At 72.1% G+C, this 22,618-nt stretch carries 16 protein-coding genes, 2 tRNA genes and 1 other RNA gene; 7 read left to right on the plus strand and 12 right to left on the minus strand.

The features are described 5' to 3' along the window. Position 1 precedes the first annotated feature (1 nt). Positions 2 to 74 (plus strand) — tRNA-Gly (locus ACH45E_RS08175). 67 nt (positions 75 to 141) lie between these two features. Here the strand turns inward: ACH45E_RS08175 and ACH45E_RS08180 are convergent. From ACH45E_RS08180 to ffs, 6 genes are all read right to left on the minus strand, one after another. Continuing rightward, positions 142 to 1,041 carry a phosphoribosylaminoimidazolesuccinocarboxamide synthase gene (locus ACH45E_RS08180; RefSeq protein WP_361441672.1) on the minus strand — a complete coding sequence of 300 codons (900 nt, stop codon included), beginning with the start codon at positions 1,039 to 1,041 and terminating at the stop codon, positions 142 to 144. Positions 1,042 to 1,110: 69 nt separating this feature from the next. Then, the gene (locus tag ACH45E_RS08185) at positions 1,111 to 2,622 is read right to left on the minus strand and encodes a N,N-dimethylformamidase beta subunit family domain-containing protein (protein WP_361441675.1); all 1,512 of its coding nucleotides are present in this window, start codon (positions 2,620 to 2,622) and stop codon (positions 1,111 to 1,113) included. A 226-nt stretch (positions 2,623 to 2,848) separates the two neighbouring features. Beyond that, positions 2,849 to 4,633 (minus strand): hypothetical protein, encoded by a 1,785-nt coding sequence (locus ACH45E_RS08190; protein ID WP_361442578.1) that lies wholly within the window; start codon positions 4,631 to 4,633, stop codon positions 2,849 to 2,851. Positions 4,634 to 4,918: 285 nt separating this feature from the next. Then, positions 4,919 to 6,181: a phosphoribosylamine--glycine ligase gene (gene purD / locus ACH45E_RS08195; RefSeq protein ID WP_361441678.1), complete on the minus strand. Its 1,263-nt coding sequence runs from the start codon at positions 6,179 to 6,181 to the stop codon at positions 4,919 to 4,921. 80 nt (positions 6,182 to 6,261) lie between these two features. Then, positions 6,262 to 8,532, minus strand: coding sequence for a DNA polymerase III subunit gamma and tau (locus ACH45E_RS08200; RefSeq protein ID WP_361441681.1), 2,271 nt, complete (start codon positions 8,530 to 8,532; stop codon positions 6,262 to 6,264). A gap of 75 nt (positions 8,533 to 8,607) precedes the next feature. Continuing rightward, positions 8,608 to 8,706: signal recognition particle sRNA small type (gene ffs, locus ACH45E_RS08205), an RNA gene on the minus strand. Positions 8,707 to 8,778: 72 nt separating this feature from the next. Between ffs and ACH45E_RS08210 the strand changes: the two genes are divergently transcribed. Beyond that, positions 8,779 to 8,866: transfer RNA gene (locus ACH45E_RS08210), tRNA-Ser, on the plus strand. A 283-nt stretch (positions 8,867 to 9,149) separates the two neighbouring features. On the opposite strand, the gene ACH45E_RS08215 is transcribed toward ACH45E_RS08210, so the two are convergent. Both ACH45E_RS08215 and ACH45E_RS08220 read right to left on the minus strand, forming a co-directional pair. Further along, positions 9,150 to 9,563: a DNA-binding protein gene (locus ACH45E_RS08215; protein ID WP_361441684.1), complete on the minus strand. Its 414-nt coding sequence runs from the start codon at positions 9,561 to 9,563 to the stop codon at positions 9,150 to 9,152. Beyond that, on the minus strand, positions 9,545 to 9,829 hold the full coding sequence (locus ACH45E_RS08220) for a hypothetical protein (protein WP_361441687.1): 285 nt from the start codon (positions 9,827 to 9,829) through the stop codon (positions 9,545 to 9,547). The genes ACH45E_RS08215 and ACH45E_RS08220 overlap by 19 nt, the downstream gene beginning before the upstream one ends. A gap of 328 nt (positions 9,830 to 10,157) precedes the next feature. Here ACH45E_RS08220 and ACH45E_RS08225 point away from each other — a divergent pair, with 328 nt between their 5' ends. The 4 genes from ACH45E_RS08225 to ACH45E_RS08240 all read left to right on the plus strand — a co-directional run bounded on the left by ACH45E_RS08225 (position 10,158) and on the right by ACH45E_RS08240 (position 12,938). After that, entirely contained in the window at positions 10,158 to 10,373 is a 216-nt protein-coding gene (locus ACH45E_RS08225; RefSeq protein ID WP_053752751.1) for a type II toxin-antitoxin system VapB family antitoxin, read from the plus strand. Further along, positions 10,370 to 10,792, plus strand: coding sequence for a PIN domain nuclease (locus ACH45E_RS08230; protein ID WP_361441691.1), 423 nt, complete (start codon positions 10,370 to 10,372; stop codon positions 10,790 to 10,792). The genes ACH45E_RS08225 and ACH45E_RS08230 overlap by 4 nt, the downstream gene beginning before the upstream one ends. Positions 10,793 to 11,048: 256 nt before the next feature. Next, complete coding sequence (locus tag ACH45E_RS08235; RefSeq protein WP_361441694.1) at positions 11,049 to 12,470, plus strand: DUF234 domain-containing protein; 1,422 nt, start codon at positions 11,049 to 11,051, stop codon at positions 12,468 to 12,470. Positions 12,471 to 12,533: 63 nt separating this feature from the next. Continuing rightward, complete coding sequence (locus ACH45E_RS08240) at positions 12,534 to 12,938, plus strand: hypothetical protein (protein WP_361441697.1); 405 nt, start codon at positions 12,534 to 12,536, stop codon at positions 12,936 to 12,938. 88 nt (positions 12,939 to 13,026) lie between these two features. Here ACH45E_RS08240 and ACH45E_RS08245 read toward each other — a convergent pair whose 3' ends face one another. The 3 genes from ACH45E_RS08245 to ACH45E_RS08255 all read right to left on the minus strand — a co-directional run bounded on the left by ACH45E_RS08245 (position 13,027) and on the right by ACH45E_RS08255 (position 17,559). After that, entirely contained in the window at positions 13,027 to 13,980 is a 954-nt protein-coding gene (locus ACH45E_RS08245) for an EamA family transporter (RefSeq protein ID WP_361441700.1), read from the minus strand. 209 nt (positions 13,981 to 14,189) lie between these two features. Further along, positions 14,190 to 15,641 (minus strand): MFS transporter, encoded by a 1,452-nt coding sequence (locus tag ACH45E_RS08250; protein WP_399040254.1) that lies wholly within the window; start codon positions 15,639 to 15,641, stop codon positions 14,190 to 14,192. Further along, positions 15,634 to 17,559: a glycoside hydrolase family 15 protein gene (locus ACH45E_RS08255; RefSeq protein WP_361441703.1), complete on the minus strand. Its 1,926-nt coding sequence runs from the start codon at positions 17,557 to 17,559 to the stop codon at positions 15,634 to 15,636. Before ACH45E_RS08255 ends, ACH45E_RS08250 begins: the two co-directional genes overlap by 8 nt. A 270-nt stretch (positions 17,560 to 17,829) precedes the next feature. On the opposite strand from ACH45E_RS08255, the gene ACH45E_RS08260 reads away from it, so the two are divergent. Then, a complete protein-coding gene (locus ACH45E_RS08260) occupies positions 17,830 to 20,538 on the plus strand; it encodes a SpoIIE family protein phosphatase (RefSeq protein WP_361441706.1) in 2,709 nt (902 codons plus the stop codon). Between the two features lie 48 nt (positions 20,539 to 20,586). On the opposite strand, the gene ACH45E_RS08265 is transcribed toward ACH45E_RS08260, so the two are convergent. Beyond that, the gene (locus tag ACH45E_RS08265) at positions 20,587 to 22,437 is read right to left on the minus strand and encodes a copper resistance protein CopC (RefSeq protein ID WP_361442584.1); all 1,851 of its coding nucleotides are present in this window, start codon (positions 22,435 to 22,437) and stop codon (positions 20,587 to 20,589) included. Positions 22,438 to 22,618: the final 181 nt, after the last annotated feature.

The raw sequence follows: 22,618 nt of genomic DNA on the forward strand, positions 1-22,618 counted from the left end.
TGCGGACGTAGCTCAGTTGGTAGAGCGCAACCTTGCCAAGGTTGAGGTCGCGAGTTCGAGCCTCGTCGTCCGCTCTGATCAAGCCCCCCGGTTTCCACCGGGGGGCTTCTTCGTGCGCCCCTTCGAGCGCTGCTTCCCGCCTTACGACCAGCTGACGCCTGTCAGACGCTCGTACGCCTCCACGTACTTCGCCCGGGTCGCCTCCACGATCCGCTGCGGCAGCGCGGGCGGGGGCTGCTCGCTGTGGCGGTCCCAGCCGGACTCGGCGGAGGTCAGCCAGTCACGGACGAACTGCTTGTCGTACGAGGGCTGCGCGCGGCCCGGCTGCCACTGGTCGGCCGGCCAGAAGCGGGAGGAGTCCGGGGTGAGGACCTCGTCGGCGAGGACGAGCGTGTCGCCGTCGAAGCCGAACTCGAACTTGGTGTCGGCCAGGATGATCCCCCGGTCGCGGGCGATGTCCCGGCCGCGGGTGTAGACGGCCAGGGTGGCCTGGCGCAGCCGGACGGCGGTGTCGGCGCCGACCTGGCGGGCGACCTCCTCATAGGAGACGTTCTCGTCGTGCTCGCCCACCTCGGCCTTGGTGGCCGGGGTGAAGATCGGGGCGGGCAGCTCGGAGCCGTCGACGAGGCCTTCGGGGAGGGCGAGGCCGCAGACCGTACGGGACTCCCGGTACTCGGCGAGGCCGGAGCCGGTGAGGTAGCCGCGGGCCACGCACTCGACCGGGAGCATCTTCAGGGACTTGCAGACCAGGGTGCGGCCCTGCCAGTCGGCGGGGGCGCCGGCGGGCAGCTCGGTGCTGATCACATGGTTGGGGACCAGGTCGCGCAGCTGGTCGAACCACCACAGGGAGAGCTGGGTGAGGACCCGTCCCTTGTCGGGGATCTCGGTCGGCAGCACCCAGTCGTAGGCGGACATGCGGTCGCTGGCGACCATCACGAGGTCCCCCGCCTCGTTCTGGTACAGCTCGCGCACCTTGCCGGTGTGCAGATGCACCAGACCCGGAACCTGGATCGGTTCGGGCTTTTCGACGAATCCGGACACGGTTCCTCCCCGTGGTTCTGTCCTATGGCTTGATTGTCCCGTATCGGGACAGGGGCCGAGGACGGCGGGTCAGTCGCGCTTGCAGATACGGTCCAGCAGATTGGCGGTGGCGCGCTGGATGCGGGGGTCCGTGTGGCCGGGGCGGTCCAGGGCCGGGGACCAGGCGAAGGTGCCGGCGGCGAACACCAGGGCGCCGGAGGGGGCGCGGTAGAGGGAGGTCTCCTGGTGGCGCTGGACGCCTTCGCTGTCGGTGTACGGGGAGTGGGAGAGCAGGATGCGCTCCTCGTGCTCGGGGAGCGGGGTGCGCGGGAAGTAGCGGTCGGCCTCGCCGGCGACCATGCCCGCGATCTCGTCGCCCTCGTGTGCGCCCGTCGCCTCCCACAGCCAGTGCTTGGCGTTGCGCACGACCAGGGGATGCGGCTCGGGGACCCGGCCCGCGTACTGGATGCCGACCAGCTGCTGCTCGGGGCGGTCGATCTCGCGCCAGAGCACGGGCTTGCCCGGACCCTTGCGTTTGCGGCAGGTCAGCAGCCGGTCGGGGACGCCGGAGGGGGACGGGCCGAGTTCGACCTGCCAGTACATGGTGTTGGCGGAGAGGAAGACCAGGGAGGTGCCGTTCTCCCGGGCCAGCTCCGTCGTGCGGCGCATCTGCGTCGACCAGTACTCGTCGTGGCCGGGGAAGACCAGACCCCGGTAGCGGGTGGGGTCGACCCGGCCGGCGTGCAGGTCGCGGGCGTCGGCGTAGGCGATGTCGTAGCCGTAGCGTTCGGCCCAGCGGATGAAATCGTAGGCGTGCCCGACGTGCAGGGGCAGGCCCGCGCCCGCGTAGGGACGGTCGAAGGAGACGGTCGTCGCCGCGTCGGCCTCGCCGAGCAGGAGGCCCTTCTCGTCCCAGGCGTGGTAGAGGCTGGCGCCGGTGTGGCCGTCCTCCGGGTAGAGGTTGTAGGCCTGCCAGGTGATGTCGGGCAGCAGCAGGAGCAGGTCCGCCGGGTGGTTGTCCCGGACGGTGAACGGCACGTGGGAGCGGTAGCCGTCGGCCGTGGTGAGCACCGCGACGTACGCGCCGATCGTCCAGTACGACGGGACCTGCAGCCGCCAGGAGAGCCACCAGTGGTGGCAGGAGACCGTGCGGTCGGCGGTCAGCGGCGGGGACTGGACGATGCCGGAGAGGCGGGGGCTGGTGGTGATCTTCGCCGCGCCGTCGCCGCCGTAGTGGCCGATGCGGTAGATGTCCACGCTGAACTGCTGGGGCGGGTCGACCGTGATGTGGAAGTCGACGGCCTCGCCGGGAGCGACCGCTCCGGTGGAGGTGAAGCCCTTGATCTGGCGGTGCACGTCGTCGGCCGAGCGCGGTCCGCCGCCGGAGCTGCGGGGGGCCGGGACGCGCGGGGTGTCCCGGCCGGTGCGGGTCGTCCGTGTGTGCTGCTGGGTGGTGTCCACGTACCAGGGGACGACGTGTCCGGTGTCGTCGAAGTACGTCTCGCTGCCCCGCAGCCACGGGACCGGGCCCTGCCCGAAGGGGTCCGTGACGGCGTGCGCGAGTGCTCCCGACTCCCAGCGGCGGATGTGGTCCGAGGCCATGGCCGCTCCCCTCCCTCGTGCCCCCGTGATCTCGTCTGTGCGACTTGTACGTGTGCGGCTTGTACGTGTGCGGCGCTCGTGTGCGTGTCGTATGTCGTATGCGCTTGCCATGCGCGTGGTCGGTCCCAGCACATCACATTCAGCACGCGTACGGTCACTATTCGTTGCGAATTGACCTGAACTGGAAGTCCCTGCTCCGGTACAGCGGTCGTCGGGACGTCCGGTCTCAGACGAGGCGTACCGGTTTCTCCGGACGTATGCCCGACTCCACCAGCCAGGCCCGCAGCGGGGCCGGATCCCCCTCCTCTATCAGGCTCAGCACCCGGGAGGAGAGGTCGGCGGCTCTTTCGCCGTTGACGAGAAGCAACGGGCCGTCGAGCCAGTCCATCCCCGGGCTCGCGCCGGCCGTGTCCACCGCGGCGCAGCACACCATGGCCGTGACGTGATCGGCGAGCAGGTCGCGGTCGGCGCGCGGGGGCTGGAGCGGGAACAGGGGGAGCGCGCCGTCGTCCCAGAGGGCGGTGGCGGGGCTCTGGCCCGCGGCGCCCGGACCGGCCGCGGCCGACGGGCCCGACCCGGTGGCCTCCTCGCGGGCGACCTCGGCGCTGAGCCTGGCGGCGAGCATCGCGCCGCGCTCGTTCAGGGGGTCGGCGTCGGCGGGCTCCTGGCCGAATTCGGCGGCGGCCTCGGTACACGGGGGCCGCTGCTCGCCCGGGTCGGCCTGCGCGGCGTCGGCGACCGGCGCGGACGCGAGGTGGTCCAGTACCCGGGACAGGGTCGGGCCGTAGGGCGCTGTGGGAGTGGCCGGGGCGGGGCGGACGCCCAGGGAGTCAAGGACCCGGTGGAGCCGGGCCGCGTCGGTGCGCCAGGTGCGGTCGACGACCTCCTCCGGGTACTCCTGCCAGTCGACCGGGGACCACTGCGGGCAGGGCTCGGCGGGGCCGCCGTGGAAGAGGCGGGCGGCGAGCAGGGAGGCGGCCTCGTCCACCGCGCCGGGCTCCTCCAGCAGATCGCAGGCGGGACGCTCGCCCAGCCGGGAGGCGAAGCCCTCGGCCAGCCGGTCGCGCCGGGACAGTTCGGTGAGCGCCGCGACGACGCCCGCGTCCAGCCGGGACGGCCAGCGGCCCATCCGCCAGGCGGGCAGCGCGACCCGGGTCAGCAGCCGGTCCCAGCCCGCGTACGCCAGCCCCACCTGCTCCTGGGCGACGATCCGCAGCCCGTAGTCCACAGCCTGTGCACGCTCGGCGGCCGCGGCCGCGACCCCGCGCTCCATCAGGGCCGCGTGCTCCCGGCAGCCCCGCAGCAGCAGCCGGGCCACCCAGCCGAGGCCCGCGCACACTCCCCGGGTCAGCGGGCAGCGACCGGGCGTCGAGGCGACGGCCACCGCCGCGTCCAGCCCCCGTACGAAGCGCCGGGCCGCCGCTATGTCCGGGTGCGCGGAGGGTCCCGTACCGGCGACGACGGGGGCGAGGACCGCCCGTAGCTCACCGACCCGCATCCACCACAGGAACGGGGAGCCGATGACGAGGACGGGCGCGGCGGGCGTACGGCGATGGCGCCGCCCCGGCCCCGCTATCTCGTCGCCGGACTCGCGCGGCGGCGGGCCGTGGGCCGGGTGCGTACGGTCCTCCAGCCAGCTGTCGCAGTCCGGGGTGAGCGCTATCGCGGACGGCACGGGCACGTCGAGGCGGTCGGCGAGGTCGCGCACCATGCGGTACAGGTCCGGCGCGGAGTGCTCGGCGATCGGCACCGTGGGCGTCACCGCGGGCCGGGCGCGGGCGACGACCAGGCCGATGCCCACGGCGGTCAGCAGCACCACCAGCGCCAGCACGCCCACGACCCAGCGTGCGACGTCCCAGCCGCGGCCGACGAGATGGCCGCTGGAACCGCCCGCCAGCAGGATCACGGCGACCGCCGCGGGCAGTACGGCGACGGCCAGTGCCCGGCCGCGCACCCGCAGCACGGCGAGGGCCCGGGAACGCGCGGCCTGTGCGCCCGCCTCCACACCCATACCGGTCACGACCGGACCTCACCCCCTCCGTGCTGTCCTCGCGCTGTCCTGGCGTTGGTCACTCCCCCACTGTGGCACCCACGACTGACATCGCAATGCCGGTGGGCCAAGTGCCGGAACGCTTGCGCCGCACCCTAGTTGGGGCCTGCGCCCCCGTCAGCCGGATGGGGCATCGGCCACTCGATGGAATGGGCTTGGTCAGAGGTGGATGACGCACAGCAACGATCGGGCCCCGGATTCGCATCCGGGGCCCGGGTGTCCACAAGGCGCTTGCGACCGGCGGCTTTACGCGCCCGCCGCGTCCAGAGCCGCCTTCGCCGCGATGTCCGTACGGTGCTGGGAGCCGTCGAGACGGATCCGGGCGACGGCGGTGTACGCCCGGTCGCGCGCCTCGGTGAGGTCCTTGCCGGTGGCGGTGACGGACAGCACGCGTCCGCCCGCGCTCAGGACGTCGTCGCCGTCTCGCCTGGTGCCGGCGTGCAGGACGTAGGCGTGCGGGGCGTCCACGGCCGCCACCTCGTCGAGGCCGGTGATCGGGTCGCCGGTGCGCGGGGTGCCGGGGTAGTTGTGCGAGGCCACGACCACGGTGACGGCCGCTTCGTCGCTCCAGCGCAGCGGCTCCAGGTCGGTCAGGGTGCCGTTCGCGGCGGCGAGCAGGACTCCGGCCAGCGGGGTCTTCAGACGGGCCAGCACGACCTGGGTCTCCGGGTCGCCGAAGCGGGCGTTGAACTCGATGACCCGTACGCCCCGGCCGGTGATCGCGAGACCGGCGTAGAGAAGGCCGGAAAACGGCGTGCCCCGGCGGCGCATCTCGTCGACGGTCGGCTGCAGGACGGTCTGCAGCACCTCCTCGACCAGCTTCGGGTCGGCCCAGGGCAGCGGGGAGTACGCGCCCATGCCGCCGGTGTTCGGGCCCTCGTCGCCGTCCAGCGCCCGCTTGAAGTCCTGGGCGGGCTGGAGCGGGACCACCGTCCGGCCGTCGGTGATCGCGAAGAGCGAGACCTCCGGGCCGTCGAGGAACTCCTCGATGACGACGCGCTCGCACCCGGCCGCGTGGGCCTTCGCCGCGTCGAGGTCGGAGGTGACCACGACGCCCTTGCCGGCGGCCAGCCCGTCGTCCTTGACCACGTACGGGGCGCCGAAGGCGTCGAGGGCCTCGGCGACCTCGTCGGCGCTCGTGCACACGTACGAGCGGGCGGTCGGTACGCCGCCCGCCGCCATCACGTCCTTCGCGAAGGCCTTGGACCCCTCCAGCTGCGCGGCCTCCCGCGAGGGGCCGAACACCGGAACGCCCGCCTCGCGCACGGCGTCGGCGACCCCGGCGACCAGCGGGGCCTCCGGGCCCACCACCACCAGGTCGGCGCCCAGCTCGGTGGCCAGCGCGGACACGGCCTTGCCGTCGAGCGCGTCGACCTGGCGCAGCTCGGCGACCTCGGCGATGCCGGCGTTGCCGGGGGCGCAGTACAGCGCGGTGACGTCGGGGTCGAGGGACAGGGAGCGGCACAGGGCGTGTTCGCGGGCGCCGCTTCCGATGACGAGGACCTTCACGGGGTCAGCCTATCTGGCGTTCCCCATGAGAGCCGGGGGGCGGGGCGGTAGTAGGTTCCTCCTACTCGTTCCCGCTCGTCCTACTCGTTGGAGAACTCCTCCACCACCGTCGCCCCCAGCTCCCTCACGATGAGCTCGTGCCCGGACAGGGCGGACTCGTCGAGGTCGGGATCGTCGTCCTCGGGAATGTCGTCCTCGGGGGAGACCGGGGTCGGCGCCGGGGCGGGCGTCGGCCGGGATGCGGGGGCCGGAGAGTCCGCCGGAGCCGAGGGCCGGCCCTGCGGGGCGGCCTGGCTCGGCTGGGGAGCGGCCGGGCGCTGTGGGGTCGCGGGGCCGGGGCCGCCGTAGCCACCACCACCGGCACCGCCGGCGCCGCCGTATCCAGAAGGACCGGAGGAACCGGAGCCCCCGGACCCACCGACGGGCGGGGGTGCGGAGCCGCCGGTCCCGCCCGAGGGGTCGACGACGGCCTCGATCTTCCACTGCACGTTGAACTGCTCGGCCAGCGCCTGCCGCAGCACGTCCTCGCTGCCGCTGCTCGCGAAGTTGTCGCGGGCACCGGCGTTGACGAAGCCGAGTTGCAAGGTGGTGCCGTCGAAGCCGACGACCTGGGCGTTCTGGCTCAGCAGGATCCAGGTGAAGCGGCGGCGGTTCTTGACCGTCTCCAGGATGTTCGGCCAGAGCATGCGCGGGTCGAGGCCACCGGTGGCGGCGGGGGCCTGCGGCGCGGGTGCGGGCTGGGCGGGTGGCGCGGGCTGGGCGGGTGCCGGGGCTGCCGGGGCCGTGGAAGGGGGTGCCGTGGGTGTGGACGGCTGTCCGCCGCCCGCCGGGGCCGCCGTGGGCCAGCCGCCGGGCCGCCGGCCGCCGCCGGCGGGCGCGGCGGTCGGCCAGGCGCCGGGGGCCGGAGCGGTCGGGGTCGCCGGAGCAGCAGGTGCCGGGGTGCGTTCGGGGGCCTGCGGTGGGGCGGGGGGCGCGGGCGCAGGGGAGGGAGCGGGAGCGGGACCGGGAGCGGCGGCGGCAGGCGCGCCGCTCCCCCCGGAACCGCGCACGGCGGCGCGGGCCGCCGCGGCCCCACCACCGGGCGGCACCTGCACACCGCCGCCACCGTCACCGTCACCGCCCGCGGGGGCATGCGCGTCGGGACCGGGGACGTACCCCACGGCGGGCGCGCCCGCAGGCCCCGCGGAGAAGTTGACCCCCCGCTCCAGACGGTCGAGGCGGGCCATGACGGAGCGCTCGTCGCCGTAAGCGGCGGGCAGCAGCACGCGCGCGCAGATCAGCTCGAGCTGGAGGCGCGGCGAGTTGGCCCCCCGCATCTCGGTCAGGCCGTCGTTGACGAGGTCGGCGGCGCGGCTGAGCTCGGCGGCGCCGAAGGTGCCGGCCTGGGCCTGCATCCGCTCCAAAACGTCGGCGGGGGCGTCGATGAGCCCCTTCTCCAAGGCGTCCGGAACCGCGGCGAGGATCACCAGGTCCCGCAGCCGCTCCAGCAGGTCGGCGACGAACCTCCGGGGGTCGTTGCCGCCCTCGATGACCCGGTCGACGACCTCGAAGGCGGCGGCGCCGTCCCCGGTGGCGAAGGCCTCGACCACGGAGTCGAGCAGCGAGCCGTCGGTGTACCCGAGCAGCGAGGTGGACATGGCATACGTCACACCCTCCTCCCCCGCGCCGGCGAGCAGCTGGTCCATGACGGACATGGAGTCACGCACGGAGCCCGCGCCGGCCCGTACGACGAGCGGGAGGACACCGTCCGCGACCGGGATGTTCTCCTTCCCGCACACCTCGGCGAGGTAGTCCCGGAGTGTCCCGGGCGGCACGAGCCGGAACGGATAGTGGTGGGTCCGCGACCGGATCGTCCCGATGACCTTCTCGGGCTCGGTGGTGGCGAAGATGAACTTCAGATGCTCCGGGGGCTCCTCGACGACTTTCAGCAGGGCGTTGAACCCGGCCGGGGTGACCATGTGGGCCTCGTCGATGATGTAGATCTTGTACCGGCTGCTCGCGGGCCCGAAGAAGGCCTTCTCGCGCAGCTCACGGGCATCGTCGACACCACCGTGCGAAGCGGCGTCGATCTCGATGACGTCGATCGACCCCGGCCCGTTCCTCGCCAGGTCACGGCACGACTGGCACTCCCCGCACGGGGTCGGCGTCGGCCCCTTCTCGCAGTTCAGGCAGCGGGCCAGGATCCGCGCGCTGGTCGTCTTGCCACAGCCGCGCGGACCGCTGAACAGGTACGCGTGATTGACCCGGTTGTTCCGCAGCGCCTGCTGCAGCGGGTCGGTGACATGCTCCTGCCCGATGACCTCGGTGAAGGACTCCGGTCGGTAGCGGCGGTACAGCGCGAGAGACGACACGCTTACGAGGTTATAGGCGCCCACCGACAACGGTCCCCGCCCGAGCTCCGGCAGCCCGCCGGTCTCCGCCCCAGCAACGCAAGCGCCCCCCACGCACCCGCCAGAGCCAACCTACCCTTGCTGCCTTCCGGCCCTGGGGGAGTTCAGTCAGATAGCGCCGCGTGAGGGGCTCCGCACAGAGTACCCGATGCCGGCCTGCGGGAACGAGTTCGCGAGCACTCCCCTCGGTCATGTAATGTTTCCGGCGGAGGATTCGCCTAGAGGCCTAGGGCGCACGCTTGGAAAGCGTGTTGGGGGCAACCCCTCACGAGTTCGAATCTCGTATCCTCCGCCAGTGCCTCACCGGGCACGATGTCGAAGGGCCCCACCGTTCGCGGTGGGGCCCTTCGACGTTGTCCTCAGCTCCCGTTGTCCTGGATTTTGTCCACAGCGGGTGTTCCAGGGGCCCCCAGATGGACAACGCGAGCAACTGGCCGCGCCGAGCCAAGTTCGGCACGTCGCTTCGGGCATCGCGCCCCACGCACCGCCAGACGTTCACGGCCCTGGGTGCCACCGACTGGCCCGCCGGCCCCGCCACGCTCGGCCTCGGGTCCCGGCGTTCAGGTCTTGGACGTCGACTACACGGCGACGAGGCGCACTCCGTCGCCGCAGAGCTTCGTCATGTCGTCGATGTCCGAGGTGAGCATGACGACCGGGCGACGCTGCCGCAGCGCCGCCTCGGCCACGGCAGCGTCGATGGCGTACTTGTGACCATGCAGCCCGGCGTTGACCAGCACGGCTGAGGCGGCCCTGGCCTCCTCGTCGCCGATGTGCACGATCCGCACGCCGGACAGGACCCATGCGAGCCGCGCCTTGTCGGTCCGGCGATGCACCGCTTCGATGATGGTGAGTGCGCTGATGACCACCTCCATGCCCCGCTTGCGGGCTTCGGCGACGAGGGCGACGACGGGCTCGTGATCACTGACGAACTTCGACAGACCCTCGCAGTCGAGAACGAGGGTGCCTTCGTGACTCAGCTTGCGGCGGGCCACTGCCCCTCCTCGGCGAACACCTCGTCGAAGACACGGCGCGCCCGCTCCTGCTCCTGCTCGGAGATCGGCCCCTGACGACGTTCGTAGTCGGCCAGGTACTCATCCACGATCTGACCGCGCAACTCGCGCTCCACCGCTTCGGTGATGAACGCGGAGAACTCACGCTTCCCGACCCGTCGACGGATCGCCTCCGCCGTCCCCTCAGGGAGGGAGAGGCTGACCCTGGTGGCCGGCCCCTCGCCGACGCTGTACGGAATCTCGCTCATGGCACCGACATTATCAAACAAGTAGGAATTCGGTCTGGGGATGCAGCGCCCACCGAACGGCGCGAGCCGCCCGCCCGTCACCTCGTGGTCTCAGTTCTGGTCTCATTCACCCACGTCCAGTTGCGTCCGGACGTCACTGAACAATCCGCTCCACCGCAGGCCAGAACGCCCCCGACCCTCGCCGAGCCCCCAGACGAAGATTTGGGTCACAGCCCGATCATCCAGACCTTGCTGCCGCACAGCCAAGTCATGTCATCGACATCCGACGCGCCCTGCGGGCACCTCGTGAGATATACTTAGCCCCACATTTGATATCAGGGAGGCACTCGTGAGTCGGACGGTCATCGACCTGGACGACGACTTGGTCGCGGACGTGGCCAAAGCCCTCGGGACGAGCACCAAGAAGGAGACAGTCAACACCGCTCTTCGCGAGGTGCTGGAAAGCCGGCGTCGAGCCCTGGCTCTCGCCCGGCTACGGGCGGCGGCCGGGGACGGCGCATTCGATCTGGAGCTGTTCGAGAACAAGGGGAACTACCGCCGGTGAACGCGGCCCAGTTCCTGATCGACACCAGCGCGCTCGCCCGGTTCATGCGCGAGGACGCGGAGCAGTACGGCTGGGACCAGGCGGCAGCCGCCGGGCTCATCGCCACCTGCCCGATCACAGAACTTGAGTTCTTCTACAGCGCCCGGTCGGCCGCCGACAGGGCGCGCGGCATCGAGGACATGCGACTGATCTTCGGTTGGGTTCCCGTCGACGACCGCGCATACGACCGCGCCTGGCAGGTCCAGGAAACCCTCACCAAACAGGGAAGACATCGCAGTGCGGGTGCGGTGGATCTCGTCGTCGCCGCGACGGCCGAACTGCAAGGGCTCACCCTCCTGCACCGCGACCACGACTTCGCCTGCATCGCGGCAGTGACCGGCCAGGCTCTCCAGTGGTACGGCCCAGAGAGCGGCAAATAGGCGGAGCGTGGTTGCAGTTCTGGTTGCATTCACTTCCGTCCAGCACCGTTCAGGAGCCCTGCCGCCACAGCCACACCGCAGGGCCGCAGGCTCCAGAACCCCCGGACGAACCGGGCACGATGTCGAAGGGCCCCACCGTTCACAGTGGGGCCCTTCGACGTTGTACGCCGTCTCAGTTCCGGTCCCTGCGCGCGGAGCGCAAGGGTATCGATGGCAATAGTATCTCTGTCGATAGTATCTCCATCGGGAGGCTTGCATGCGTCGTTTCATCGGGCGGGACCGCGAGCTGAACGTGCTCGGCAACGCCTTCCGGTCGGTTCAGGATGCCGTCGGGTCGGCGAAACCGGGCCAGTGCGTCCTCATGCGGGGAAGGCGTCGGGTCGGCAAGTCCAGCCTCGTCGAGGAATTTCTTCGGCGGACCGAGGCGCCGTACCTCTTCTTCACCGCGGCGGGCGGCGCGGTGGAGGACGAACTGTCGGAGCTGCTCGACGCCGTCGCCAGATCAACCCTGCCGGAGCGGGGACTGTTCGCGGAGGAGACCCCGGGGCAGTGGAACGCAGCACTCAGGCTGCTCGCGGAGATCGTTCCCGACGACACTCCCAGCGTCGTCGTCATCGACGAGGTTCCGTATCTCATGGACCGCGTCGACGCCTTCGAGGGCATGCTCCAGCGGGCATGGGACCGCCTGCTCAGCCGCAAGCCGGTCCTGCTCCTCCTGGTCGGATCCGACCTGTCGATGATGGAGGCGCTGAACAGCTACGACCGTCCCTTCCACCAGCGTGGCCGGGAAATGATCGTGGGGCCCCTGAACCCGGCCGACATCGGGGAGATGCTCGGCCTGTCCCCGGCGGCCGCGTTCGACGCCGCTCTGATCACGGGTGGTCTTCCGCTGATCTGCGCGGAGTGGCGGGCCGGAGCGGATGTCTGGGAGTTCCTCCGTGACTCGCTGGACAACCCGATCTCGGCTCTGCTGGTGTCCGCCGAACGCTCACTGGCCGCTGAGTTTCCACCGCAGGCGATGAGCAGGGAGGTCCTGCGGGCCATCGGATCCGGGGAGCGGACCTTCACCAACATCGCTCGCGCGGCGGGCGGCATCGCCCACACCACTCTCACCCGAGCAACTGACGTCCTGACCGGGAAAAGGGTCGTGGCCGCCGAGCTGCCGCTCTCGCTGAGGCCGTCGAAGGAACGCCGCTACCGGGTGGCCGACCCCTACCTGCGCTTCTGGCTGGCGTTCCTGGATCCGCACATGGCGGAGATCGAGCGGATGCGGGGAGACCTCACCCTGAGCCGGATCAAGGAGCAGTGGACGAGCTGGCGTGGCCGCGCGATCGAGCCCCTCGTCCGGGAATCCCTCGCCCGCCTCCTGCCGGACGGGCGCCTGCCCGCCGCCCCGGCGGTCGGCGGGTACTGGACCCGCGGCAACGACGTGGAGATCGACTTGGTGGGCGCCGACCGGCAGCCGGTGGCCAAGCAGTTGCTCTTTCTCGGCTCGGTCAAGTGGCTGGAGAACTCCGCGTTCGACAGCCATGACCTGGCCGCACTGCAGAAGCACCGGGCGGCGGTCACCGACGAGCCGGTGCCGCTCGTGGCGGTCTCCCGCAGCGGGGTCCGTGCTTCCGGCCTTCAGGCGGCGTACGGCCCCGAGGAACTGCTCAACGCTTGGCGCAGGGCGTGAGCCGGAACTGAACCGGACACCGCTGATCAGTCTCGAACCAGGGCCGGACCTAGACTCCCCGCCGTGGCATATGAGCTGAACTCCCTGCTTGGCCGCCTCGTCGGCTTCCAGCTGTACTCGGTGGAATTCGTCATGGACTACGTCCGGCTACGATTCCAGGCGCCCTCGAGCGACGACAGTCCCGTACTCACGTGCGATGTGCTGCCTACCGTCACGCTGTCCGGGCAACGGTTCTCGCCGACGGAGACCGGCTGGGCCGACGCGCTGCAGGGGCTCATCGCCCAGGATGTGACCGCCACGCACGAGAAGACCGGCATCGGGATCAGGGTTGACTTCACGACCGGCTCCATCCAGTCGCACCCCACCGAGAGCGAACTCGTCGGCCCGGAGATCGCGATGCTCAACGGATTCGACGATCACGCCTGGATGGTCTGGCGGCCCGGTGAAGACGCCTTCGAGAACCTCTAGCCCCGTCTACGACCCCGAGGAACCGCTCACCGCTCACCGCCCGGCCCCGGCCGTTCGCCGGTCGGGGCCTACGGCACGTTCCGCGTGGCTATCGGGTCCGGCGGGTGGGGAGGGTCAGGAGGGCCAGGCCCAGGCCGAGGACGGTGAGGCCGCACCAGGAGGCGGCCGGGAGGTGTTCGTCGAGGACGGTGGCGCCCAGGACCGCTGCGACGGCCGGCTCGGCGAGGGTCAGTGACGTGGCCGCCGACGCGGGAGTGCGGCGCAGCCCGTACCCGAAGAGCCGGTAGGCGAGGTAGACGGTGAACAGGGCGAGGTACACCGCCACGGCCACGCCTCGGGTGGTGGTGAGCCAGTGCGTGTCGACCAGCGGCACGAGCGGCAGGACGAGCAGCCCGGCCGCGCCGAACAGCACGCCCATCACCGCGCCGGAAGGGTGTCCGTCCGTGATGAGCGTGCCGCCGATCAGTGAGTAGGCGGCGTACGACAGTCCGGCGCAGGCGGCGAGTACGACGCCGGTCGGGTCCATCGGCGTGGCATGGCCGGTGAGCTCGGGGCCCAGCACCAGGAGGGTGCAGCCGAGCACGGCGGTCGCGGTCGCGCCGGTCCAGCGTGCGGTCGGCCGGAACCGTCCGGTGGCCCAGGACAGGAGTCCGGCGAAGACCGGCGCGCTGCCCAGCGCGATCACGGTGGTCGCCGCCACCCCGGTCCGGGCCACGGCCGGGTAGAAGGTGACCGGATACCCGGCCACCGCGAGCGCCCCCAGGACGAGCAGCCACCGCTCGCGCCCCGTGCAGGCGGCGGGCAGGGAACGGGCGCCCCGGGAGGTGAGGAACAGCAGTATGCCGCCGAGGGCGAGGCCGGCGCAGCCGATGGCGGCCGCCGGTGCGCCGGCCGGTGCCAGGGTGCTCGCGGTCCCGGTGGTGCCCCACAGCACGGCCGAGGTCAGGATGGGTGCGGGGCCGCCGAGGAGGCCGGCGCGGGAAGGGCGCGGGCCGACGGCGGCCGGGCGCGCGGGAGTGCGGGAAGAGGTGCGGTTCGGCACGGTCGTGAACTTCCGTCATCGAATTCGTCTGGGACTCGATCCGAAACGGGCGCACGACAGGAGCCCCTGACCGGACTGCCGGTCGATGGGGGCCGGGGATCAAGCCGCCGGTGTCCGCGCCCGGTCAGGCGCCGAGAGGCGGCAGCACGACGTGCCAGTACGTGTTCACCCCGCGATGGTACCCAACCGGAACACCCTGATCCGTAGGGCTACGGGTTCACGCCCCGGGGCAGCGGTCCGGCCCTCCGGTGCGTCTGCGGCCGCCGCGCGGGGCGCGGGAGGAGGGCCGCAGCGCCGAGGCCGCCGAGGCCGATGACCGCCAGGGTGATCATGGCGGCCGCGTAGGCGCCGCTGGTGAGGCCGGAGACCAGGATGGTGCCGGCGATCGCCGTGCCGAACGAGGAGCCGAGGTTGGAGACGCTGCGGGACAGGCCGGAGATCTCGCCCTGCTGCTCCTCGGGGAAGCTCGACTGGACGACGTTGACCGACGGGGTGAGCATCACGCCGAGGCCGAGCCCGAGCAGGAGGAGGCCGGGGACGAAGGCCCAGGCGGTGGTGAAGCTGCCGGCCAGGGCGATGAGCACCGCGACGCCGGCCACGGACACGAGGAAGCCGGTCATGATGAGCGTGCGCTGGGGGCGCCGCTCGGCGAGGCGTTCGGCGGACAGGGAAGAGGCCAGCAGTCCGAGCGTGGCCGCGGTGAAGATGACCCCGGTCTGGATGGCGTCGTAGTGGCGTACGACCTGGAGGTAGGCCGCCACCGTGAACGAGGAGCCCATCAGCAGCAGCCACTGGACGTTCTGGGTGACGAGCCCGAGGTTGGACGTGCGGTTGCGGAACAGGCCGAGCGACAGCAGGGGCTCCCTGCCGGACTGTTCCCTGGCGCGTACCCAGTGGAAGAACCACATCAGTACGAGGGCCCCGAGGACCAGCAGGCCGATCATCAGCCAGACGTTGTTGTCGGCGGCCAGGATGCCCATCACGACGAGGACGAGTCCGGCGGCGGAGAGTACCGCCCCGCCGGTGTCGAAGGAACGGGTCGGGTCCGGCGGCAGGGGATCGTCGATGTGCCGGCTGAGCCAGACGATCACGGCGATGACGAGGGCCTGGAACACGAAGGCCGCGCGCCAGCTGATCGCCGTGGTGATGAGTCCGCCGATCAGCGGTCCGGCGGCGGCCCCGACACCGCCCAGCGCCATGATGATCCCGAACGCGCGGGCCCGGGAGGTGACGTCCGGGTAGAGCAGGGTCGTGAGGATGTAGACGGGCGGGATGAGCAGGGCGGTGCCGATGCCTTCGAGGATCGAGTTCCCGAGGATCAGCACACCGAGCCCGGGTGCGGCGGCGCTGAGCAGGGCGCCGACCGCGTAGACGACGAGACCGGTCAGGAAGCAGCGCTTGCGGCCGTGGCGGTCGGTCAGTTTGCCGCCCGGGATCATCAGCGCGGCCATGACCAGCAGGAACACCGTGATGGCCACCTGCACGCCCTGGACCGTGGTGTCCAGGTCCCTGCTGATGTCGTTGATCATCACGTTCATGTTGGAACCGGCGAAGCTGCAGATGAACTGCGCGAGCGCCAGCGCGGCGAGAACCCGGCCCTGCCCGCCTGAAGCCCGTCCCGACGCCTCTCCTGGCGACCGCGCGCCGACCGGTTCAGCCACCTGTACCGCCCCCGCCCCCGCCTCCGCCTCCGCCCTCGGCGGGCGCCCGCAGGCCGTAGGTGGCCGGATGCCCGTCGTCGACGGTTCCCGGGCCGGCCTCCGCCTTCCCCAGCTCCTCGTCCAGCGCCATCGCCGCGACGACGAGCGAGAGATGCGTGAACGCCTGCGGGAAGTTGCCCAGTTGCTCCCCCGACGGCCCGATCTCCTCGGCGAACAGGCCGACGTGGTTGGCGTAGGTGAGCATCTTGTCGAAGGCGTGCCGGGCCTGGTTCAGCCGGCCGGTGCGGGCCAGCGCCTCGACGTGGAAGAAGCTGCACAGGTTGAAGGTGCCCTCGGAACCCCTCAGGCCGTCCGGAGACGCCGTGGGGTCGTACCGGTAGACCAGGCTGTCGCTGACCAACTCCTCCTCCATGGCGTCGAGCGTGCTGAGCCAGTCCGGGTCGCGCGGGGAGAGGAAACCGACCCGGGGCATCAGGAGCAGCGAGGCGTCGAGCACGTCGGTGTCGTAGTGCTGCACGAAGGCCTGCCGCTTCTCGTGCCATCCGTGCTCGACGATCTGGTCGAACACCTTGTCCCTGACCTCGGTCCAGCGCTCGACGTCGGCCGGCCGGGAGAACTCGACGGCCGCGTGGATGCCGCGGTCGAACGCCACCCAGGTCATCAGCCGGCTGTAGGTGAAGTTCTGCCGGCCGCCACGGGTCTCCCAGATGCCCTCGTCGGGCCGGTCCCAGTGATCGGCGAGCCAGTCCAGGACACCGCGCAGCGCCTTCCAGCCGCGGATCGCGCCCATGTCGCCGCCCAGGACCAGGGCGTCGGCGGCCTCTCCGTAGATGTCGAGCTGGAGCTGGCCGGCCGCCGCGTTGCCCGCCCGCACCGGACGTGAGCCCAGGTAGCCCTCCAGGTGGTCGAGGGTCTCCTCGGTCAGGTGCGGGTCGCCGTCGACGCGGTACATGATCTGCAACGGGTCACCCGAGGCGGTGCCTCCGGCCTCGATACGGTCGCGGAGCCAGCGGCGGAAGGCCTGCGCCTCGGACTCGAAACCGAGGTCGGTCAGAGCCCTGACGGAGAGTGCGGCGTCGCGGACCCAGGTGTACCGGTAGTCCCAGTTGCGCTCGCCGCCGACCTGCTCGGGCAGTCCCATGGTGGCCGCGGCGATCGGCGCTCCCGTGGGGGCGTACGTGAGCAGTTTGAGCGTGATCGCCGAGCGGTTCACGATGTCCTGCCAGCGGCCCCGGTACGTGCACGAGCGCAGCCAGGACAGCCAGAAGCCGCGGCACGCCTCCACTTCCTCGGCGATGCCGTCGAGGGAGGGCGGGGGCGGGACGGAGCCGCCGCTCACCGTGCTCGTCAGCACGACGGCGGCCGCCTCGCCGGCCGAGAGGGTGAAGCGGGCGGTGATGTCGTCGTCGTCCGGGCGGAGCGGGACACCGGTGGTGGACTGGAGGTGCAGGTCGGTGCCCGGTCCGTGGAAGACCGCCCCGTGGTCGTCGTGCCGCGTGAGCGTGTGCGGGGCACGTCCGTAGTCGAAGCGCGGGCGGCACGTGAGGGTGAAGGGCAGACTGCCCCTGACGACCCGGGCGACCCTGATCAGGCGGTGCCGGTCCGTGGGCTGGGTGGAGTCGACGGGTGTCATGAAGTCGGCGGTCTCGCCGACACCGCCGGGCGCCATGAAGCGGGTGACCAGGATGGCCGTGTCCGGCAGGTACAGCTGCCGGACCGTCATTCCGTCGCCGTCCGGGAGCTCCGCGGCCAGATGGCAGTGGCCTCCCCGCTCACTGTCCAGCAGCGAGGCGAAGACGCTGGGCGAGTCGAAGCGGGGCGTGCACCACCAGTCGATCGTGCCGCCGGACGACACGAGGGCCGCGGTCTGCAGATCGCCGACCATGCCGTGCTCCGCGATGGGCGGGTAACGGTTCACGAGACCTCCTGGGCGATGACGCACGTCCGGGCCCGGGCAGGCCCCGTCGCGACCGCGCAGGCCAAGCGTCGGGCGCCGCCGGGCCGGCGGCCTCACCCCTCGCGGGTGAAACCCGTCCGGTTTCGGTTGGGCAGTCGCCCGGTGAGGGGCGCGTGCCGGTGTTATGAAGGGTGCATGAGGGTATTTTCCGGGCATGCTCGGAGCCCTACCGGGCCGGTGGGTGTCGGCGGGTCGCGTCAGCGGCGTGTCTCGCTGTTCGATCCGCGGACCATGGCCGGACGGGTCTTCCTGCTCGAGGTCGGGATCGTGGTGCTGCTGGTGGTGGCCGCGGTGGTGGCCGTGGTGCTGCAGGCGGCGCGGGACGCGGTGGCGCAAGGGCGGCGGGAGTCGGTCGTCGCGGCCCAGTCGTTCGCGAGTGCGCCCGGCATGGTGCAGGCGCTGCGCGGTCCTCATCCGTCCGTGGTGCTCCAGCCGCGGGCCGAGGAGGCGCGGAAGCGGGCGGGCGTGGACTTCGTGGTCGTCCTGAACACGCGGGGGATCCGGTACACGTACCCCTATCCGCGGGAGATCGGGAAGAAGTTCGTCGGGAACATCGAGCCCGCGCTGCACGGACGTACCGTCGTCGAACAGGCCGGTGGGCCGCCCCTGCCGGCGGGCCGTGGGACGGCCGTGCAGGCGATCGTGCCGGTGACCGACGCGCGCGGCAGGGTCGTGGGACTGGTGTCCGCCGGGCTCACGGTCAAGAACGTACTGCGGATGTGGATACCGCAGGTGCCGATCGCCCTCGGCGCCGGTGCGGTCGCGCTGGCGCTGGCGGGGGCCGGGACGACCATGGTGGCCCGGAGCCTGCTGCGGCAGACGCGCGGGCTGGCTCCCGCCGAGCTGGCGGGGATGTACGACCACCATGAGGCGGTGCTGCACGCGGTGCGCGAAGGCGTGCTGATCACCGACGCCGACGGGCGCCTGGTGCTGGCCAACGACGAGGCTGCGCGGCTGCTGGGACTGCCGCCGGAGGCACAGGGGCGGCAGGTGGCGGAGCTGGGGCTGCCGGTGCCGCTCGAGCGTCTGCTGACGGCGCCGGAGACGGTCACCGACGAGGTGTTCTTCGTGGGCGACCGGCTGGTGGCGGTCAACAAGCGGCCCACGTTCCCGCGCGCGGGTCCGGGCGGCAGCGTGGTGACCCTGCGGGACACCACGGAGCTGGCGGCGGTCACCGGCCGGGCCGAGGTCGCGCGGGAGCGGCTGAACCTGCTGTACGAGGCGGGGGTGGGGATCGGGACGACGCTGGACGTGGAGCGTACGGCCCGGGAGCTGGCGCAGGTGGCGGTGCCACGGTTCGCCGACCTCGTCACGGTGGAGCTGCTGGACACGGTACTGCGCGGCTGGGAGCCGACGGCCGAGGGGTGGCGGCATCTGCGGCGGGTGGCGATCGGCGGCGATCGCCGGACGATACCGGTGTACGAGCTGGGCGAAGTGATCACGTTCTCGGTCGCGACCCCGCAGATGCGGACACTGCGGGAGGGCCGGGGCGTGCTGGAGACGGATCTGCGGCAGGCGTCCGGCTGGCGGGAGCAGGACCCGGACCGGGTCCGCGAGGCGCTGCGGAGCGGTCTGCGTTCGCTGGTGACCGTGCCACTGCGGGCGCGGGGCGTGTCGCTGGGCGTGGCGAACTTCTACCGGACGGCGGACTCCTCGGCCTTTGAACCGGACGATCTGTCGTTCGCGGAGGAGCTGGCCGCGCGGGCGGCGGTGGCCATCGACAACGCCCGCAGGTTCGCCCGGGAGCACACGATGGCGGTGACGCTGCAGCGCAGTCTGCTGCCCCGGGGGCAGCCGGAGCAGGACGCGCTGGAGGTGGCCTGGCGGTATCTGCCGGCCGAGGAGGGGGTGGGCGGGGACTGGTTCGACGTCATTCCGCTGCCGGGTGCGCGCGTGGCACTGGTGATGGGCGATGTGGTCGGCCGGGGGCTGCGCGCGGCGGCGACGATGGGGCGGCTGCGTACGGCGGTGCACAACTTCGCCGCGCTGGACCTGCCGGTGGACGAGGTGCTCGGGAACCTGGACGAGCTGGTCGTCCGCATGGACAACGAGGAGGGCACCGGCGCGGAGGGCCTCGAGGGGGAGGGGGTGTCGGGGGCGACCTGCCTGTACGCGATCTACGACCCGGTGTCGGGGACGTGCGCGGTGGGCCGGGCGGGGCATCCCGACCCGGTGGTGGTGCGTCCCGACGGTACGGTCGTCTGTCCCGGGGTGCCGGCCTCGGCCCCGCTCGGTCTGTGCGGCTACCCCTTCGAGACCGCCGAACTGCACCTGCCGGAGGGTTCCCAGCTGGTGCTGTACACCAACGGCCTGGTGGAGGACCGCGGCCGCGACATCGACATCGGGCTGGCGAGGCTGCGCCACGCGTTGGGCGGCGGCGGGGGACGCGCCCCGGAGGAGACCTGCCAGGCGGTGATCGACGCGCTGAAGCCGGCCCGCCGCAGCGACGACATCGCGCTGCTGGCGGCCCGCACCCGGCTGTTCCCGGCCTCCCGCGTGGCCGAGTGGGACGTGCCGCAGGACCCGGCGGTGGTGCCCTCGGTGCGGGGCGAGTGCCGGCGGAGGCTGCGGGAGTGGGGGCTGGAGGAGACCGGGTACACGACGGAGCTGATCCTTAGCGAGCTGGTCACGAACGCGATCCGGTACGGATCACCGCCGGCCCGGGTGCGGCTGCTGTACGGGCGCTGCCTGATCTGCGAGGTGTCGGACGGCAGCAGCACCTCGCCCCGGCTGCGGCGGGCGGCGACCACCGACGAGGGCGGGCGGGGACTGTTCCTGGTGGCCCAGTTCGCGCAACGCTGGGGGACGCGGTACACCGCCCGCGGCAAGGTCATCTGGGCGGAACAGGACGTCCACGGCGGATCGTCCGGGATGGCGGAGCACACCCCGGTGGACGTCCTCCTCGAACAGTTCGGCGACCCCGCCGACTCCGCCCTGTGAGCCGGGGCGGCGCCGGGCGGCCGGCCGTGGCCGCCCCCAGGGGCTGTCCTAACGTGTGATCCGTACCGTCTTCGACACGGTCACCTGGTCCAGGTCCGACACCCGTACCGTCACCTTCATCGTCCAGGTGCCGGGGATGGGCACGTTGAGGGAGTCGGTGCCCCAGTAGCCGCCGCGATTGGTGACCTTGGCGTCGAGCGGGCCGATCTTCTGGGCGGGCAGGGTGAGGGAGACGCGGAGTTCGGGGACGGTGGACAGGCCGCCGTCGGCGCCGTAGACCACCGCCTCGACGGAGTTGCGGCCGACCCTGCCGGGGTCGAGGGTGACCTGCACCTTGCCCTGGCGGCCCGGGCCGACGTCGAAGGGGACCGTGGTGACGGAGGCGGTCGCGATACCGACGTCCGGCGCCGAGCCGTCCGCCGCGGCCGCGGCCTCCGCCCGGGCGGGCAGGGTGCCCGTGAGGACCGTGGTGATCCCCAGCACGGCGACGGCGACGCCCACTTCGGCCAGGGCCGAGCGGCGCAGGGCCCGGTGGACGTCGAGCGCGGAGGGCGGGGTGGGCGCGGAGGGCCGGGTGGGCCGGGTGGGCCTGGAGGACTCGTCACCCGGCTCCGTGGCGGGCTCGGCGTCCGACTCCATGTCCGGCTCCGCCGCCGACTCCGCCTCCGGCAGGGCCGGCCGCGCCCCGACCGGCTCCGGCACCCGTTCCCGTACGGCCGCGCTCACCTCGACCGACGCCAGCCGTGCCGTCCACTGCCGCGAAACGGCCGCCATCAGCAACAGCACCGTCACCGCGGCCAGTTTGACGACCAGGAGCCGGCCGTACGAGGTGTCGGCGAGCGCCTGCCAGGAGCCGAGGCCGCGCCAGGACTGGTAGATGCCGGTGAAGACCAGGACGGTCATCGAGGCGAAGGCCAGACGGGAGAAGCGGGTCACCGTGGCCGCCGGCACGGTGACGGGTCCGGCCGCCCGGCTGAGGAGGGTGAGCAGCGCGGTCAGTCCGCCGAGCCACACCGCCATCGCCAGCAGGTGCAGCACGGAGGAGGTGATCGCCACGGGCACCTGGAGGCCGGCCGATGCGTGTTCGGCGGCCGCCCAGGTCAGGGCGAGGCCGACGGCCAGTACGGCGCCGGCGGCGAGGACGGGGCGGCCGGGCGGGGTGGCCCGGCGGCGCAGGAACAGCAGAAGGGTGCCCGCGACGAGCAGCAGGGCCAGCCGGGTGAGCAGCAGCAGGCCCGGGCGGCCGGTCGCGGTGCGGGCCAGCGCGGACAGGTCGAAGGCGGTCGCCGGTGAGGTGCCCTCCTCGTACGGGGCGCGCAGCACCAGCAGGACGACGGTGGCACCGGCCAGCGCCCACCAGCCGGTCCTGACGGCCTTGCGCAGCGGGGTGAAGTCGGGTGGGCGGCAGATCGCGGCGAACGACAGCGTGCCGATGAGCAGGGCCGCGGCCAGGTACGCCACGTACCGCCCGATCTTGTAGAGGCTGCCGGTGGCGGGGTCCTCGGTCTGCCCGGTGTCGATCCGGGCGGTGGTCGGGGAGGCCTTGCCGACGGAGAAGGTGAAGGCGCCGGACACCGGATGGCTGTCGGCCGAGATGACCCGCCAGGCCACGGTGAAGGTGCCCTTGCCGATCTTGGCGGGCAGGGTGAACCGGGCGGTGTCGGAGCGGCCCGGGGCGTGCTGGGCCTCGCCGGTGGAGACCCGGTGGTTGGTGGGGTCGTACACCCGGAAGGAGTCGTCGAGCAGGGCGACGGACTCGGTGAAGGTCAGGGTGACGTACCGGGGAGCGGACTTGACGACGGTCCCGTCGGCGGGGCTGGTGCTGCGGAGGGCGGCGTGCGCCGAGGCGGGGCCGGCTCCGCCGAGGAGGAGCAGGACCAGCATGGTGCCGAGCAGCACCAGCCCTTGAACTCGCCGCCTTCCGCCATGCGCGACACCGCCTCGTGCGTCCGGTCCTCGTACTTCGCCCACGTCACCGCTCCGTCTTCGGACTCGCGTACTTCCCTGTATGTACGCGGCAGACAACTGATGTGCTCACCATGTGGGGCGCGCCAATACCTGGCCGTCCCGTCGGGTGGCC

This window comes from Streptomyces sp. NPDC020299, assembly GCF_044387825.1.
In the GTDB taxonomy this organism is placed as follows: Bacteria; Actinomycetota; Actinomycetes; order Streptomycetales; family Streptomycetaceae; genus Streptomyces.

What these genes read in the sequence shown, in the direction of transcription:
- ACH45E_RS08190 (WP_361442578.1), bottom strand. Translation starts at nt 4,633, where the DNA reads ATGGGTGTGGAGGCGGGCGCACAGGCCGCGCGTTCCCGGGCCCTCGCC.
- ACH45E_RS08260 (WP_361441706.1), top strand. Translation starts at nt 17,830, where the DNA reads ATGGCCGGACGGGTCTTCCTGCTCGAGGTCGGGATCGTGGTGCTGCTG.
- ACH45E_RS08220 (WP_361441687.1), bottom strand. Translation starts at nt 9,829, where the DNA reads ATGAGCGAGATTCCGTACAGCGTCGGCGAGGGGCCGGCCACCAGGGTC.
- ACH45E_RS08185 (WP_361441675.1), bottom strand. Translation starts at nt 2,622, where the DNA reads ATGGCCTCGGACCACATCCGCCGCTGGGAGTCGGGAGCACTCGCGCAC.
- ACH45E_RS08235 (WP_361441694.1), top strand. Translation starts at nt 11,049, where the DNA reads ATGCGTCGTTTCATCGGGCGGGACCGCGAGCTGAACGTGCTCGGCAAC.